The 15,467-nt window shown below is 40.9% G+C and carries 11 protein-coding genes and 1 pseudogene; 1 reads left to right on the top strand and 11 read right to left on the bottom strand.

Annotated elements, in window-relative coordinates:
* Positions 1 to 167 precede the first annotated feature (167 nt).
* Positions 168 to 719: pseudogene (locus tag HMPREF9018_RS11495) on the bottom strand (TonB-dependent receptor domain-containing protein); the annotation flags it as partial.
* 298 nt (positions 720 to 1,017) lie between these two features.
* Here HMPREF9018_RS11495 and HMPREF9018_RS08035 point away from each other — a divergent pair.
* Complete coding sequence (locus tag HMPREF9018_RS08035) at positions 1,018 to 2,685, top strand: formate--tetrahydrofolate ligase (RefSeq protein WP_008450252.1); 1,668 nt, start codon at positions 1,018 to 1,020, stop codon at positions 2,683 to 2,685.
* A gap of 132 nt (positions 2,686 to 2,817) precedes the next feature.
* Here the strand turns inward: HMPREF9018_RS08035 and HMPREF9018_RS08030 are convergent, their stop codons facing one another.
* The 10 genes from HMPREF9018_RS08030 to HMPREF9018_RS07985 form a co-directional block, all read right to left on the bottom strand.
* Complete coding sequence (locus tag HMPREF9018_RS08030) at positions 2,818 to 3,582, bottom strand: pilus assembly protein N-terminal domain-containing protein (RefSeq protein WP_039864682.1); 765 nt, start codon at positions 3,580 to 3,582, stop codon at positions 2,818 to 2,820.
* Positions 3,583 to 3,597: 15 nt separating this feature from the next.
* Positions 3,598 to 4,542: a lipoprotein gene (locus HMPREF9018_RS08025; protein WP_008450242.1), complete on the bottom strand. Its 945-nt coding sequence runs from the start codon at positions 4,540 to 4,542 to the stop codon at positions 3,598 to 3,600.
* A 55-nt stretch (positions 4,543 to 4,597) separates the two neighbouring features.
* Positions 4,598 to 5,446 (bottom strand): hypothetical protein, encoded by an 849-nt coding sequence (locus HMPREF9018_RS08020; protein ID WP_008450482.1) that lies wholly within the window; start codon positions 5,444 to 5,446, stop codon positions 4,598 to 4,600.
* Between the two features lie 328 nt (positions 5,447 to 5,774).
* Positions 5,775 to 6,287, bottom strand: a complete 513-nt coding sequence (locus tag HMPREF9018_RS08015) for an isochorismatase family protein (RefSeq protein WP_008450420.1) — start codon at positions 6,285 to 6,287, stop codon at positions 5,775 to 5,777.
* A 58-nt stretch (positions 6,288 to 6,345) separates the two neighbouring features.
* Positions 6,346 to 6,771: a hypothetical protein gene (locus HMPREF9018_RS08010; protein WP_008450504.1), complete on the bottom strand. Its 426-nt coding sequence runs from the start codon at positions 6,769 to 6,771 to the stop codon at positions 6,346 to 6,348.
* 18 nt (positions 6,772 to 6,789) lie between these two features.
* Entirely contained in the window at positions 6,790 to 7,272 is a 483-nt protein-coding gene (locus HMPREF9018_RS08005; protein WP_036855534.1) for a hypothetical protein, read from the bottom strand.
* A gap of 166 nt (positions 7,273 to 7,438) precedes the next feature.
* Positions 7,439 to 8,752: a DUF4302 domain-containing protein gene (locus HMPREF9018_RS08000; protein WP_008450318.1), complete on the bottom strand. Its 1,314-nt coding sequence runs from the start codon at positions 8,750 to 8,752 to the stop codon at positions 7,439 to 7,441.
* Between the two features lie 20 nt (positions 8,753 to 8,772).
* A complete protein-coding gene (locus HMPREF9018_RS07995; protein WP_008450259.1) occupies positions 8,773 to 10,137 on the bottom strand; it encodes a zinc-binding metallopeptidase in 1,365 nt (454 codons plus the stop codon).
* Between the two features lie 29 nt (positions 10,138 to 10,166).
* A complete protein-coding gene (locus tag HMPREF9018_RS07990) occupies positions 10,167 to 11,765 on the bottom strand; it encodes a RagB/SusD family nutrient uptake outer membrane protein (protein ID WP_008450370.1) in 1,599 nt (532 codons plus the stop codon).
* 22 nt (positions 11,766 to 11,787) lie between these two features.
* Positions 11,788 to 15,099 carry a SusC/RagA family TonB-linked outer membrane protein gene (locus HMPREF9018_RS07985; RefSeq protein ID WP_008450537.1) on the bottom strand — a complete coding sequence of 1,104 codons (3,312 nt, stop codon included), beginning with the start codon at positions 15,097 to 15,099 and terminating at the stop codon, positions 11,788 to 11,790.
* Between the last annotated feature and the right edge of the window lie 368 nt (positions 15,100 to 15,467).

Genomic DNA, 15,467 nt, shown 5'->3' with positions numbered 1-15,467 from the left:
CCATAAACAGGAGCATACATAAAGGCTGCATCATCAAGGTGTTTTTCATCCTGAATGTAGCTAAAGATATTCTTACCACCTGCATAGATAGTGAATACACCTAAACGCTTGGAAGCGCGGCAATTAACTAAAACAAATGGTGAGATGGTCTTTATCTTAGAGTTCTTAGCAACTTCGTACTTAACAGCAAAACGAGGATTGAACGTTGTAGCAGAGAAAGAAGTTGAAGGGAAAGCACTATTTTGCTTTTCAAAAGATTTATCAGATAGATCCTTGTCTATATCATACTTCTCACCAGAAGAGTGGCTGTCTAAACGCAGACCAGGCACTACGGTAAGTTTTGGTGTTATGTTCCATTCGTCTTGTACAAACAATCCCCACTCATTAACGTGCTTCTTACTTGTAGAGAAATATTCCTTACCATAAAGAGGGGCCTGCTTAGAGTCCTCATCAGAAACAATGTAAAGACCCGTCTCATGCAAGCGAGTAAAGTATCCTTGCACACCTCCTAATCTCCATACGATCGACATTGTTAGTAGAAAGCTGCTGCAAACCATACACACCAGCCAAACCAGAATATATAGGCTCACCATCTAACAACACCTGTGTATGCTCTGCACCTAAACCCTGCATCGCACCTCAGAGAAGTTGCAGAACTGGCATTGCTGCTCTACCCTAATGCCCAGTAAGCCCTCTAAAGCATCGTAAAGGTTTTGAGCCATTGCTGCTATAGATAATAATGATGAGAAAATAAAAAGAAAAAATCTACTCATAACTTTAATTATTAAAAATTTTATAACCTATTTGATATCTTTTCTTAACATGCAAAGGTAAAATGTTATTTTCCACATCACAATACTTAAATCTTGGTAAAAAACACATTTACATAAAGGCATATTTATACCTAATTATAAGTATATAAATATATAAAAAAAAAGCACTGTTAAATGTTGACTGATATAATATTTATAACTATCTTTGCTGCTACTAAAGTATAATTTTGTATAACAAACTATTATGAAATCTGACATTGAAATTGCACGCTCATGTAAGCTGCATCGTATCGAGGAGGTAGCCTCTTCGATAGGTATTGATAACGACAGTATAGAGCAATATGGTAAGCACATTGCAAAGGTAAAGCTCGATGTTATTGATGAAAAGAAAGTGGCTAAGAGCCATTTGGTGTTAGTAAGTTCCATCTCGCCTACTAAGGCAGGAATAGGCAAAACAACGGTAAGCATTGGGCTTTCGATGGCTCTGAACAGTATGGGGAAGAAGTCGGTCTTGGCTTTACGCGAGCCCAGCCTTGGCCCATGCTTTGGCATGAAGGGAGGAGCTGCTGGAGGTGGCTACTCACAGGTAGTGCCTATGGAGAAGATTAACCTCCACTTTACTGGCGACTTCCATGCCATTACAAGTGCTAACAACACCATTGCGGCATTACTCGACAACTACATCTTTCAACGTCGTAAAGAGGGATTCCGCCTAAAACAGATATTATGGCGTAGGGTCATTGACGTTAATGACAGGAGCTTGCGCAGCATTGTCTCGGGCTTGGGAAGCTCTGTAGATGGCATTCCTGAACAGACAGGGTTCGACATTACACCTGCAAGCGAAATAATGGCAGCCCTATGTTTAGCAGACAGTTTGGACGACTTGCGACGCCGTATAGAAAACATCGTCTTAGGCATTACCTTCGATGACAAACCCTTTACAGTGAAGCAGCTCGGAGTAGCCGGAGCTATAACAGTGTTACTGCTCGATGCCATCAAGCCTAACCTTGTGCAGACCTTAGAGGGTACGGCTGCTTTTATACATGGTGGTCCCTTTGCTAACATTGCACATGGCTGCAACAGCGTTTTAGCTACTAAGATGGCAATGACGGTGAGCGATTATGCTATCACAGAAGCAGGCTTTGGTGCTGACCTCGGAGCGGAGAAGTTTATGGACATTAAGTGTAGAAAGGCAGGTCTTCACCCCTCGGCAACAGTGCTTGTAGCTACTCTTCGTGGACTACGACTACATGGAGGCATAAAAGAGGGAGCTACACCTCAAGAGGCTACACAAGCTATGATAAAAGGGTTTGAAAACCTCGATAAGCATGTAAAGAATATGCAAGCCTTTGGTCAGCCCGTAATAGTAACCCTTAACCGCTATGGCGACGACTCTCAGGAAGACATATCCCTCTTAGCCGAGCATTGTAAGGAGTTAGGCGTGGGCTTTGCTGCCAACGACGTGTTTGCCAAAGGTGGCAATGGAGCTAAGGAGCTTGCACAAGTACTTGTAGACACCATAGAAAGACAAGGGGCTAAGAAGGTAAACTTTGTATATGACGACAACGATACCATTACCGAAAAGATAGAAAAGGTATGTAAAAACATATATGGTGCTAAGGCTATAGTTATGGGAAAGAACGCCAAAAAGAAGCTCGAGCGCATCAAGTCGTGGGGCATGGAGAGCCTACCTGTGTGCATAGCAAAGACACAATACTCCTTTAGCGAAGACCCTACACGCTATGGCGTGGCAAAAGACTTTGAAATAAACATACGCGACCTTGTTATAAACGGCGCTTCTGAAATGATTGTTGCCATAGCAGGAGATATTATGCGAATGCCGGGATTGCCTAAAGTGCCACAAGCACAGCACATAGACCTTATTAACGGCGAGATAGAAGGATTAGCCTGAAAAGAAAGAAAACTTTCTTAAATAAAGAAAAGTATAATAAAAACCCCCTTTTTAAAAGAAGTGCCTTACCTTATATATATATGGTAACCTTCTCTTAAAAAGGGGATTTCCTTTTTCCCGTCTTTCTTAGTATTATTTCACCACTACCGTTATTTTACCTGTTCTGCCTTCGCTGTCATTTATAGTTACAGTAGTAGTCCCTTGCTTAACGGCTGTTAGCGTTATGCTCGAATCCCATATATCTACCTTTACTATTTCAGTATCATAGTTAGATGCATGATAAGGGAACTTGCCCGACTGCACATTTAACGACTCTTTTGCCTTCGCGCTGCCCATTGTTAGCTCTACCTTAGACTTGCTTAACCTCAAGGGCTGAAGCTTAGGCTTACCATTATCTACCACTACAGTAACCCTTGCCTCGCTTTTATTCTTATCGGTTACTATAATTTCTGTTTTACCATCTTTAAGACCTGTAACAGCAAACGATTTTTTATCTTCAAGTAATTTTGTTTGAGCTACTTCCTTATCTACAACATTTATATCGTAAGGAGCTTCACCGTTTTCTATAGTTACATTTACAGTTTCCATAGATTTCAGCTTTAACGATACTCGGTTTAGCATCATCGGCTTCTTCTTTTCAGGTTCCTGATTGCCTTCAGGCTTTTTCTTCTCTGGTTCCTGATTGCCTTCAGGCTTTTTCTTTTCTGGTTCTTGACTGCCTTCAGGTTTTTTCTTTTCTGGTTCTTGACTACCTTCAGGTTTCTTCTTCTCTGGTTCCTGCTGCTCTTTGTCGCTTCCCGGAATATTTTCTATTTCCGATTTACCACACGAGGTAAAAAGAATAAAAGACCCGCATAATAGGCTTAAAGCCAACTTTGATAATTTTATTGCTTTCATATTCATTTCCCTCCTTTATTCTACTGTTACCTCTACTACTCCTGTCTTACCTTTCGCATCGGTTACTCTTATTTTGGTTTTGCCTTTATTTAAACCTGTAACAGCAAATTCATTTTTATCATTATAAACTTTTACAGCAGCTTTAGTTCTATCCTCTGGAACTACTGTATAAGGAGCTACACCGTTTCCTATAGTTACATTTTTTGTTACAATTGGTTTCAGCGTTAGCGTAGACGAACTTAATGTCAATTTCTTTGCTGCTTCCTCCTGCTCTTTCTTCTTTCTTGCAGCCTCTTCAGCTTCTTTCTGCTTCTGTCTTCTTGCAGCCTCCTCCTGTTGCTGCTTCTGTCTTCTTGCAGCTTCTTCCTGTTGCTGCTTTCTCTTTAGCTCTTCCTGCTTTCTTCTTGCTGCTTCCTCCTGCTCTTTCTTCTTTCTTGCAGCCTCTTCCTGTTGCTGCTTCTGTCTTCTTGCAGCCTCTTCTTGCTGCTGCTTTCTCTTTGCAGCCTCTTCAGCTTCTTTCTGCTTCTTTGCAGCTTCCTCTTTCTTTCTTTGCTCTTCTTTCTGCTTTTCTAACTGCTTTTGCTTTTCAGCTTCCTCTTGAGCCTTTTTCTTCTCAGCTTCCTCTTGCTGCTTTTTCTTTTCTGCATCAGCCTGCTCCTGCTCTTTCTTTTTCTTCTCTGCATCAGCCTGCTCCTGCTCCTTCTTTTTCTTTTCAGCGTCTGCTTGCTCTTGTTCTTTCTTCTTCTTTTCTGCATCTGCTTGCTCCTGCTCCTTCTTCTTCTTTTCAGCGTCTGCTTGCTCCTGCTCTTTCTTTTTCTTCTCTGCTTCCTGCTGCTCTTGCTGCTGCTTTTGCTCTTTATTTATCATATCTTCTATTTCCGATTTACCACACGAGGTAAAAAGAAGAAAAGATCCACATAATAATAATAATGCTAATTTTGAAAAATTGATTGTCTTCATCTTGTTTAATTTTTTTTTAATTGTATATTAATACTTATATATAGCAAACCCTCTTTTATTGCACAGTAACCTCTATTACTGCTACTTTACCCTCACCATCAGTAACCTCTACCTTAGTGCTTCCTCTTGTAGAACCTGCTATTAATATGCTATCGCTACTAAAACTTACTTGTAAAATCTGTGCCCCAATTATCTTATGCTTATAAGGACCCTTACCGTTAAGGATTCTTACTTCAACAATGTCTTTATAAGGCACTGTTATCTTGTTTTTACCCACCTGTAAAGGGCTTGGATTTTCCTCTATTATTGTTACAAATAATAATTTTTTCCTACCTTTACTATCTTCTACCTTTATATTACCAGAGCCTTTAAATATTCCTTCTACTGTGAAAAAATTATCTTTCCCATAAATTCTTGAAACAACTGGAGTCATGTTATCAGTTACAGTATAAGGAGCATCACCATTTAAGATGTTTACAGTTTTTCTCTCTCTTATTTTCACTGTCAGACTTTCTACACTTAATTTAAGCTCTTCTTGCTTTTCTTGCTGCTTTTTCTTTTCTTCCTCCTCTTTCTTTCTCTTTGCTTCTTCCTCCTGCTCTTTCTTCTTTCTTGCAGCCTCTTCAGCTTCTTGCTGCTTCTTTTCAGCTTCTTCTTTCTTTCTTTGCTCTTCTTTCTGCTGCTCCTGCTCTTTCTTTTTCTTTTCTGCCTCCTGCTGCTCTTGCTCTTTCTTCTTCTTATCTGCTTCCTCTTGAGCTTTCTTCTTCTGAGCTTCTTGCTGCTCTTGCTGTTCTTTGTCGTTGCTTTGGATATTTTCTATTTCCGATTTACCACACGAAGTAAAAAGAAGAAAAGACCCACATAATAGGATTAATACTAACTTTGGTAAATTGATTGCTTTCATTTCACTTATTAATGTTAAAAAAAAATTGATAATAGCTTGTTATATTCCGATAAAAGTTCCCTTTCTCTTTACTTAGGGAGCTTGCTTGCAGCACACTTCTGCGGAACCTCTAAATCTAATTGCGGCGCAAAAGTAGCTATTTTGTTTTTATTACAACAATGATTAAATATTTATTCTTTTTTATTTAGTTTTTTGCACACTTTTAACCCTTTTGTGTACAAAAACCGAAATAACGACTACTATAAGCGGGTTTTTTACCAAAAACAGCACTCTGTTATGCTAAAAAACCTTTTATTCTCAAGACATCACACAGCCCCTACCAGCTGCTCTATGCTATCTTTGGAGAATACTTTTCTAACACGTTTATCATATCTTTGCCAAGCAAAGAGCTTAAATCCTTAGCAGTGTTATATACACAAACATCACCTGCTAAGCCACACACATCTATCTTATCTATCTTTAATGCCATTATAAGCCTACTTAAAACAGCAGCGCCCCTCACGTTTCGCATTATAGAATATTCGTCCCTCTCTATGCTATCGCCCTTATATAACAATGTAAAGCCACCGCGCACCTCGTTAAGAGCCTCGAGTATAGGCTCATAAAGGGCAGCACCTACAGAATGTTGCACACAGTGTCTTGGCCACTCACCACCCTCAGGCTTAAAGGAAGAATGATGATAAGGGTGCCAGTCGGCTGTTACTACGCGCAAGACATAGCTATCCTCTTGCTCACGGATATAGCTCGCAAGACTATTCATAGCCTCTACAGCACCGGGAACGGGTAACGACCCTGACACAAAATCTACCTGAGGATCTACCACTAACAACATCTTTCTCATATCCTTCTACCTACTAAAGCTTTTACTCCTTTATATATAACACTACCCATCGCGCTTTTCATTCCACCTTCTCTACCTTAGGCACACTAATATCTGGCACTACCATGTCAGCCTTAGACGCCGACTGCTGTGAAGGCTTTACCTCGCCCTTATCCTCATCAGGCACGCTCGGTACGATAAGATCTTGCGCATGCTCGCCCTCTTCCTGCTTCCTTATAGCTTCCTCGCGCTTAGCTTTCTCTACACGCCTTTCCACCTGCTGCTTTATCTTTATAGTGTCGGCATCGGTAACATCGGCTTTCCTTACAGGCTTAGCTATACCTATAATGTCGCCACTGGTATTAACAACATATTTCCTGGGAGGCATCTTAGGACGTGTTTCCATAAGATAACCCAGCAAAACTGCACCTAAGGCTAACGACAAAGCACAAGTAGAAACTACATACTTATACGAGGGGCGGGGCTTGTTACTTTTCTTTTCCACTGCTTTATATATATCTCTCTATTCTGTTATCTGTACACAATAAGGTAATGGCTGATGAAGGGTGAGAAAGGTAAAGGTAGGCTCGCCGTCTAAAGTGCAAACCATAGGACCTGCACCACTCTTTACACCACTGCCCATATCATAGCCCAACGCCTTTACCTCAGAAGCAAGCTCTTTAAAGACTGCCTTGTTAAACACATATATATATAGGGCAGAGCCGTCTACTGAAAACATAACATAAGAGGAAGTACCCTTAGAAAACCTTGTGGGAAGAAAACTTGCCGTAAGGTCCATATTACGCACATAGTTATAACACTTACCATAACTATCAGAAGAAACACCCTTATATACATAGCCCAACTTTAGCAAGCTACCTCTTACAGCCACACTGCTTTTCTGCTTAAAGATACGCGCTGCCTCACGCATAGATACTACACCACTTTGAGCTGACAACAACATACTTACAAAAGCACTAAAGACAAAGAGCACTATTCTTTTCATATCTTAAAAATAAAATATTTCTTATTAACCTTTTCTCTTAAATGCAAATATAAAAATTATTTTCCACTACTACAAAAAAAAACACATTAAAAAAGGCGCATATACAAGCCTTTAGCTTTATATGCACCTTTAAAAAAAAAGAAATATCTAAACTGCCTCTTCTTAGTTACCTACCAAAAGGAAATTCCACAGCTTTGGCACTTAATACCACTACATTACCTGTATTATTTTTCTCGGTAAACGTTAGCACTGTAGGCTTTTTAACATTATCTGCTGTGATAACCCATTCCTTAGTAAGTAGTTTAGGCATAGGCTTATCACCTACTTGTTCTATAGTACCTGCAAAGATATATGGCATAAACATATAAAATGTGTTCTTAAAATACCACTTACCATTACCATCACCGTCGTTAGCATAGGTGAGCTTAATGCCATCTTTACCTACATACTCATAGTCCATATACATAAAGCCACCATACTTACCTGATCTGAAGCAAATAGCAAACTTATTATTCTTAGAATCTCTCGTAACACCAATAAATTTTAATGCTTCACCACCTAAATCGGCTTTCGACCTTGGTAACAAGCTTGCAAACTTCTGAGGTAAGCCACCACACTTTGAAGGGTCTATATACCACTCGCCCTCTGTAAACTGCTCGTTTAAAGGCAATACAAACTGCTTTAAGGTAACTCCCTTATCCTTAAGCTCGGCATACTCGCCTTCGCTGTTTTCAGGATATTTAAAGCCTGTAAGCACCTTACCATTAACGGTGTAAGGCTTGTAGAAGTGTATGCCGTCGGGCTTAACGATGTAAGGCATTAATACGTCTTTATGATTACCGTCCTGAGTCTTCTCAACAAGGGTTATGGTATGATTTAAGCTCTTTGCACGCTGCGTATCTTTACCTGCAGCATATTCATACCATTCGGTTATCATATCATCAGCTACCTTATGCACTTGGGTAAGATAGTCTTTCCAAGAAGTCTTCTCGTCCATGCGCACCATAACTACCTTTACTTCGTGCTTCTTACCAGCAAGGAAGATGCTGTCTGGGGTTACGCGCATTACACGATACTCCACCTCACCAAGCATTCCGTCGTTATCAGGAACAGGTGCAGAAAACTTATGGAACACCTTATTATAAGTATCGAACGACAAAAGCACACCCTTGCTCTGTGTTACAACGTAATGGGAAGTGGCACTCTCCTCTACGCTCTCCTCGAGCTCGCTTGAGGCAGTAACCTTATTATCCTCACCAAACTTTAACAACACGTTATATCCACCAAGAGCACTCTTACCAAAGAACTCCAGACACCAGCCGTTTTTAGCTGAAGTAAGCACGTCTTTAGTGTGTTTTATCTCTTCATTAATACGCTCGGTTGCCGACTTACCGAAAACATTATCCTCCTCGTTCTTACAAGAAGAGGTAACAGCAAGAAACGCTACAAGCGCAAAGCCTAAACTATATAATTTTTTCATATTACTTATCCTCCCTATCTTTATGGTAATTTGGTTAAATCCATCGTCTCTGCTTCTTTCGACTTTCTTAACACTGCCTCACGTATCTTGTCAAGGTCTAAGCCCCAGCTATCCTTTAGATAAGAACGGATAATATTGAGCTTCTTTAGTATAGCCTCCTTACCAGAAGCATCTACTACAGGCAACTTCTCATATTCAAACACTGGAATCTTATAATAAGCATAAACAGGCTTGCCATTCTCATCGTAAACAGGTTTACCTGCTTCGTTCTTCTCATATTCCAAATCGCCTTCGGTAGGCTCTGTGATAAGCTTAGGTTCGCCACTCTTGTCGAAATAAGCAGCCACTACCTTGCCGTTCATATATCCGTACACTACCTTGCCCTGGTCCTTGTATACAGGTATCTTATTGCCACTTTCTGTCTCAAAGTATTTATAGCTGCCGTCAGGGTTTTTCTCGTAAATGATATTACCCTTAGCATCTCTTGCAGGAATAAGATCTCCTGTGTTTTTATCGGTAGCATAAATCTTATTACCCTTTTCGTCCTTAGCATATACAAAGTTGCCATCCTTATCGCGCTGATAAACAGGGTTATTAGCTTCGTCCCTCTTAACCACTACACCATGATTAAGAACGTCTTGCCATGCCTTTTCGGTAAGGGTAACGTAGGTAGAGTATATCTCGGCAATATCCTCTCGAGGCTCCATAGAAGCATATCCGGTAACGAAACCTTCTTTAGGAGAGTCCTCGTCCTTTACGTTTACCCAGTCTTGATTATGATACTTACCGGCAGAAATGGTCTGAAAGTCGGTAGAGTAATTCTTAGTCTGGTTAAGAATATGCATAAACTCATGATGCATGGTGTGGAAATACCAGAAGTTAAGGTCGAGCGGAGTACGTTCTTTAGGCTCGTAATGGTTGTCCTGATTAATGTAAACCTTCTTAGGATCGAGCTCGTTTACACGATACAGCGTTACCATAATACCACCCTCGGCAGTACCTAAGGTAATAGAGCCGTTCTCTTTTACCTGTGGCGAACCTATGAGATGGAACTCGCGGAAACACTTCTGCTTAAGGAAATCCTTTCCTGCTACCTCTTCATAAGCGTCCATCCATACCTTCTTTATTAAGATGGCAAGAGCCTTCGACTTCTCTTCATCGGCTGGCACAACGTTATACACAGAGTGTGCTAACTTGTCTACATATCTATAATTAAACCTAATGTTATAAGGCTCTGTATAGTTTTTTTGCAACCATTGTCCAAACTCGGAACTATCCACATCCGTGTCGGTAGTAACTACCGACTGTTCGCTAAGAGTTTCCTCACTACAAGCACATGTAAGTGATAAGAGACCTGCGAATAATAATATCTTTGGAAATTTCATAATTTATCTTATCTTAATATGTAACTAAATTATCTTGGATTAGCTTCCAATGCTCCCGTAGTAGCTTTTAGAACGTCTTCAGGAAGCTGAAGAGCCAAACGCTTATCACCAGCCTTAATAACTATAGGGTCCTCACCGTCGCGCTTGTGGGTGTACTCTATGCCGTAACGCTTCAAGTCCATAAAGCGAAGACCTGTCTTCCATGTTTCTATACGGCGCATGTGTAGCACGAGCTGTATGAAGCTTGTTTGCTTACCAGCCTCTACGGTAAAGCCTTGTGGGTTTAAGTGCTTCTTTAAGTTGCGCTCAAGAGGTGTTTCTGGTGTAACAGCCGATTCTGGAAGTTTATCCATAAACTCCACTACGCTCTCCTCTGTAAGCACAGGACGCTTTATTAAAGCACTACCCCCTAACACCTTTGCCGACTCGGCACAGTGGGCACCTATCCAATAGTTCATATCACGCACAGCAGCAGCATAGTCTTTTTTCATTATCTCTGCCTCTGCACGCACTAATAACGTTTCGTCGGTAGAGAATGCTACGTTTACTATATGAGGAAAACCTGTCTGGTTAATCTTATCAGTTACCTCAAAGATTTCCTGCATCTTAGGGAAATTAGTGTTTGGTGCAGCACCAAAGATTCTTCTCGACTCGTAAAGAGTACTTTTCTGGTCGTTAGGCATTTTACCTTCTTCCCAAGGAGCTAAAGCCCAGAAAGTTTCATATTTTAATATTTCCAAGTTATGAGCATAGCGATCGTAAAGGGATATACGTCCCATGAAAGAGTAAGCCGTCTGAAGCATGAGGTTAGCCTTCTCGCCAGAGTTGATATACATATTAGATATATCCTTAAGACCTGCTAAGCTTTTATAATTGTCCATCTGTCGTAGTGATGCAGAAGGGTCTACACCAATAGCCTCTGTGGCGTACTTTATAGCTTTATCATAATTGCCATAGTAAAGGTTAAACCGAGCAGCAAAAGCGTATGCAGCCTTACGGTTAAAGTGATACTTAGGCACTGCCAGATAGCCATCGTCTACCATAGGCAGAGCAGCCTCTATGTCGGCATTGATGTTTTCGTAAAGCTCTTTTAATGTGCCACGCCTGCTTACCTCCTTATCAGCCACCTTAGGATAAGGCAAGCCAAGATATTTATCTGCCTTTGTAGGATCGTATGCCATACAAAAAGCATTCGATATAGAGAACACGCCATAAGCACGTTCTAACAACGCTTCAGCACGCAAAGCATCTGCCTGCTTGCCCGTTTTATCTTCTAAAGCCTTTAGAGCTTGGTTAGCAGTACCCACAGCCGCATAGGTAGAGTTCCAAAGAAGAGCAGGGTCGTCGTTACCACGACGGTTGTCGTCTTTAAAGCAATACATGTCCTGCATAGCAGGTGTGTAGTTATACGCCTTACCATTATCGGTAACATTGTCAGAACTCATGTACATAAGCATACATGGTAGCTTAGTGCTCAAACCTGTAGTAAGCGTAGACTGTATCTTGTCTAAGCTGTTAAGGTTTGCACGATCGTCAGGAAGCGTATCGAGATAGCTATCGCAAGAGGTAGACAGTGATAGCGTACCTAATGCAAACATACATATTGTTGTTAATTTTGTTATCTTCATAATTGTCTTTCTCCTTTAAAATTTATAATCCAAGACGTAAGGTAAGAGTAAACTGGCGAGCCATAGGCACTGCCACACCACCTACGTTAAAGAACTCAGGATCTTGTCCGTTGAGCTTAGAGTCGGAATAGATCAAGAAGAGGTTTGTAGCCTGAAGCTTTAAGCTTGCAGAGCTTAGCGATACCGCTCTTACCCATGTGCGTGGTAAGTCGTAAGCTAAAGAAATTTCTTTCATACGTATAAAGTCGCCTTTTGCTACACGCTCTGAAGACATATTATAAGCATTGTAAGCTATTCCTAATTTACCATAGTTCTGAAGAGAACGCAAGTCGGCTATAGCAGGAACATTTGTAAAGGCTTCATCACCACCTTTTTCCCAACGGTTAGCAAACTCCTTAGGCATAGCGTCTAAGTCGGAATAATAAGAAGAGAAGGCAGGGTTAAGACGCACCTTATTGCCAAAGGCATAGGTAGCGAAAAGGTTTAAGTGCCAGTTCTTATATGTAAAGGTGTTACCAAGCGAACCTGTTATGGTAGGATCTACCGGGCCTTCATATTTTAGATGTGAAACATCGGTAGACTGGAAGTTGATTTCGCTAACTGTCTTTTCGCCTTTCTCATTTATAAATGTAGGTATACCCTGAGAGTTGAGCCCTTGGAAGTCTAAAGAGAACAGTGAGCGGTAAGCATAGCCCTTCATAGTGAAACCAGAACCAGAGATCATACGCATGATGTTAGCACGGCTGTCAAGATCGGTAACCTTTGTATTGACGTGCGAGAAGACAAAGTCTGTACTCCACTTAAAGTCCTTACCATCTATATTCTTAGAAGATATAGCAAACTCCTCTCCGTGAGATTTCATAGAAGCAATATTCATATATCTTGTTATGCTACCCGATGTACCATTGGTAACCTTAGGACCTATAAGGTCGAAGTTGTTACGCCAATAAATATCGAAGGTAAGGTTAAGACGATTCTTTAAGAAGCCAAGGTCGAAACCTAAGTTAAACTCATGCTTCTTCTCATAAGTAAGGTCAGGGTTAGCAAAGTCTGCCACTTCCAAAGCCGACTCCTTATCTACTGTGAAAGGACGCCAAGGGTTAACGCTCTTAATGATTACCAAAGCATTAGTAACGGCAGGCTTATCTCCTGTAAGCGAGTAAGAAGCCTTTAAGGTAGCGTGAGTGAAGTAATCTTTAAACACCTTATGGAACCAAGGCTCTTCATGAGCATTCCAAGCACCGGAGATGTTCCATGTAGGAAGCCAGCGTGCTTTTCTTGCCTTACCTAAGCGGTTGCTACCCTCGTAACGCACAGTACCGTTAAGGGTGTAACGACCCTTCCAAGAGTAAGTGGCTGTACCAAAGAACGATGCCTCACGGCTGTAACCATTAGCAAGGTAATAGTACACATCGTTTTGCTCTGAAGCCTGCTTAAAGTAGTTATAGTCGTAAGCTCCTAAGAAGCCCATCTCGTACTGCATACCTACACCGTTAAAATAGCTCTGCGAACGGTCGGTAGAGTTTACCTCCATACCTCCAAAGAGGTTTACTATATGATCATCGTTATACACATCGTTATAGCTTACTGTAGCACGAACGTCCCAAGAGTTCATCTTATATTTTGTCTCACGGTAGAAACCACCCTTAGGAAGCACCGAGAAAGGCAAAGAGTTAGGTTTGTCAGGGTCTGTATATAGCCATGGGTTGTTGTTACGTATGGTAGCATCGTCCATAGCACGGAAAGCCTGAGCCATGTTAGAATTTTCCCTTATCTGTGAAGCCTGTGTAGTAGCAGACACCTTATAAGCACCTAAAAGAGCCAGCTCTACAGTGCGTACGGGCTTATATTTCAGCTCTGCCTGGAGCTTTAAGTCCATAACGTCAAAGTCGATAAAGTTATTAGCAAGCTCGTTATGAATGTTAAAAGGAGCATAGTTTCGTGTATAGAACACGTTAGGATCTAACGTTCTGGAGCTGTTTATAGCGTAAGAGTAAGGGTTGATGTCGAAATCTCTACTTACAGTACCTGTTACTGCGTCTACACTCTGGCTTGTTGTGCCGGGAGCTTTCTGCTTACGGTAAGAAGCATTAGAGATCATGTTTAAAGACAACTTCTTGGAAAGGTTTACCAAACCGTTAATACTTGCAGTATAACGATTTACCTTAGATGCCTCCGTCCAGCCCGGATCGTTCATAAAGCTAAAAGAAGTATAGAGCTGTGCCTTCTCATTACCTGTAGACAAACTTATAGAATGGTTTGCCGAGATGGCTGTGCTGAAAAGCTCCTTAAACCAGTCTGTATTACGATACTCTGCTGCTTTTAAGTAATCTGCCCTGTCTTTAGGGGTGTTAGCAAGCAAAAACTTACCCGTCTTAGCATCGTAAGTGTTCATAAGCTGATACATCTTACCATAAACACCACTACTTGAAGCACGGAAGGTACGACTGAAACTAAACAGACCTGCCTTCTCCATCTCACGGTAAACAGACATCTGCTCCTGAGAGTTCATAATGTTAAACGTGCTATAGCTTGGGCGAAGACGCATGGTAAACTCACCCGTATAATTAACACGGGTAGAACCTGCCTTACCCTTCTTTGTAGTAACAACGATCACACCTGCCATGGCACGAGCACCATATATAGAGGTAGCAGAACCGTCTTTCAACACCTGAAAGCTCTCTATGTCGTCTGCATTCAAACCTGCTATGGCAGAAGAGATTAATGTGGCTGCATCACCTGAAGAAAGACGATCGGCATCTACCTCGGTAACGTCCTCCATGATAACACCGTCTACTACCCATAATGGCTTAGAACTACCATAAATAGAAGTAGCACCACGGACACGGATCTTTGGAGCAGTACCAAACGTTCCTGAAACGTTCTGCACACTAACACCTGCTACACGACCCTCTAAAGAACGACTCACGTCGGCTACACCGTCGAGCTTTGACTTTTCGCCTGAAACCTTTGTTGTTGCACCAGTGAAAAGACGCTTATCCATCTTTTGCAAACCTGTTACAACCACCTCCTGAAGATTAGTTTCGTCGCCAGACAAAGTAACCTTCATGCCGTCTTTAGCTATCAAAGTCTTACTCTGCATACCAACATAGCTCACTACTATCTTCTTGCCTGAAGGCACATTAATAGAAAACTTACCGTCAATGTCGGTCTGAGTCCCTGTTTTTGTTCCCTGCACGACAACTGAAGCACCTATTATAGGCTCTCCATCGTCCTGCGATACTACGGTACCCCGTACTAAAGGGGCTTGAGCCAACACTGCACCCACAAAAAAGAACAGTGAGACTAATAATAAAGAAAATCTTTTCTCCATAGAATCTTTTTTAATAATAAAAAATATAATTGTTATAAAAATAAATACTCTCTTAGCCAGTTCCTATTATAAGAAAAAGCCTTTTAATGCCGATAACATACTATAACGGCACTTTTGTAATGTTAATCCGTGATAAAATCATAATGTTATTAAACAATCTGTAACTAATAATTGGGTTAAAAATAATACTTATCCTCCTCTCACATCTGCAAAAGTATGTATTATTTTAATAAAAACAAAATAAAATAGATATTTTTTAGCAAAAATGTTTGATTTTATTTACAAGAATCAAAAAATCGGTATTGTTTCAAGACTATAACTTACATAAAATTTATTATCTTTGCATTATATATAATAGGCTTAACACA

The organism is Prevotella amnii CRIS 21A-A, from assembly GCF_000177355.1.
Classification (GTDB): Bacteria; Bacteroidota; Bacteroidia; order Bacteroidales; family Bacteroidaceae; genus Prevotella; species Prevotella amnii.
The sequence above is the reverse complement of the archived record's forward strand: the minus strand, read 5'-3'. Positions and strand labels throughout refer to the sequence as shown.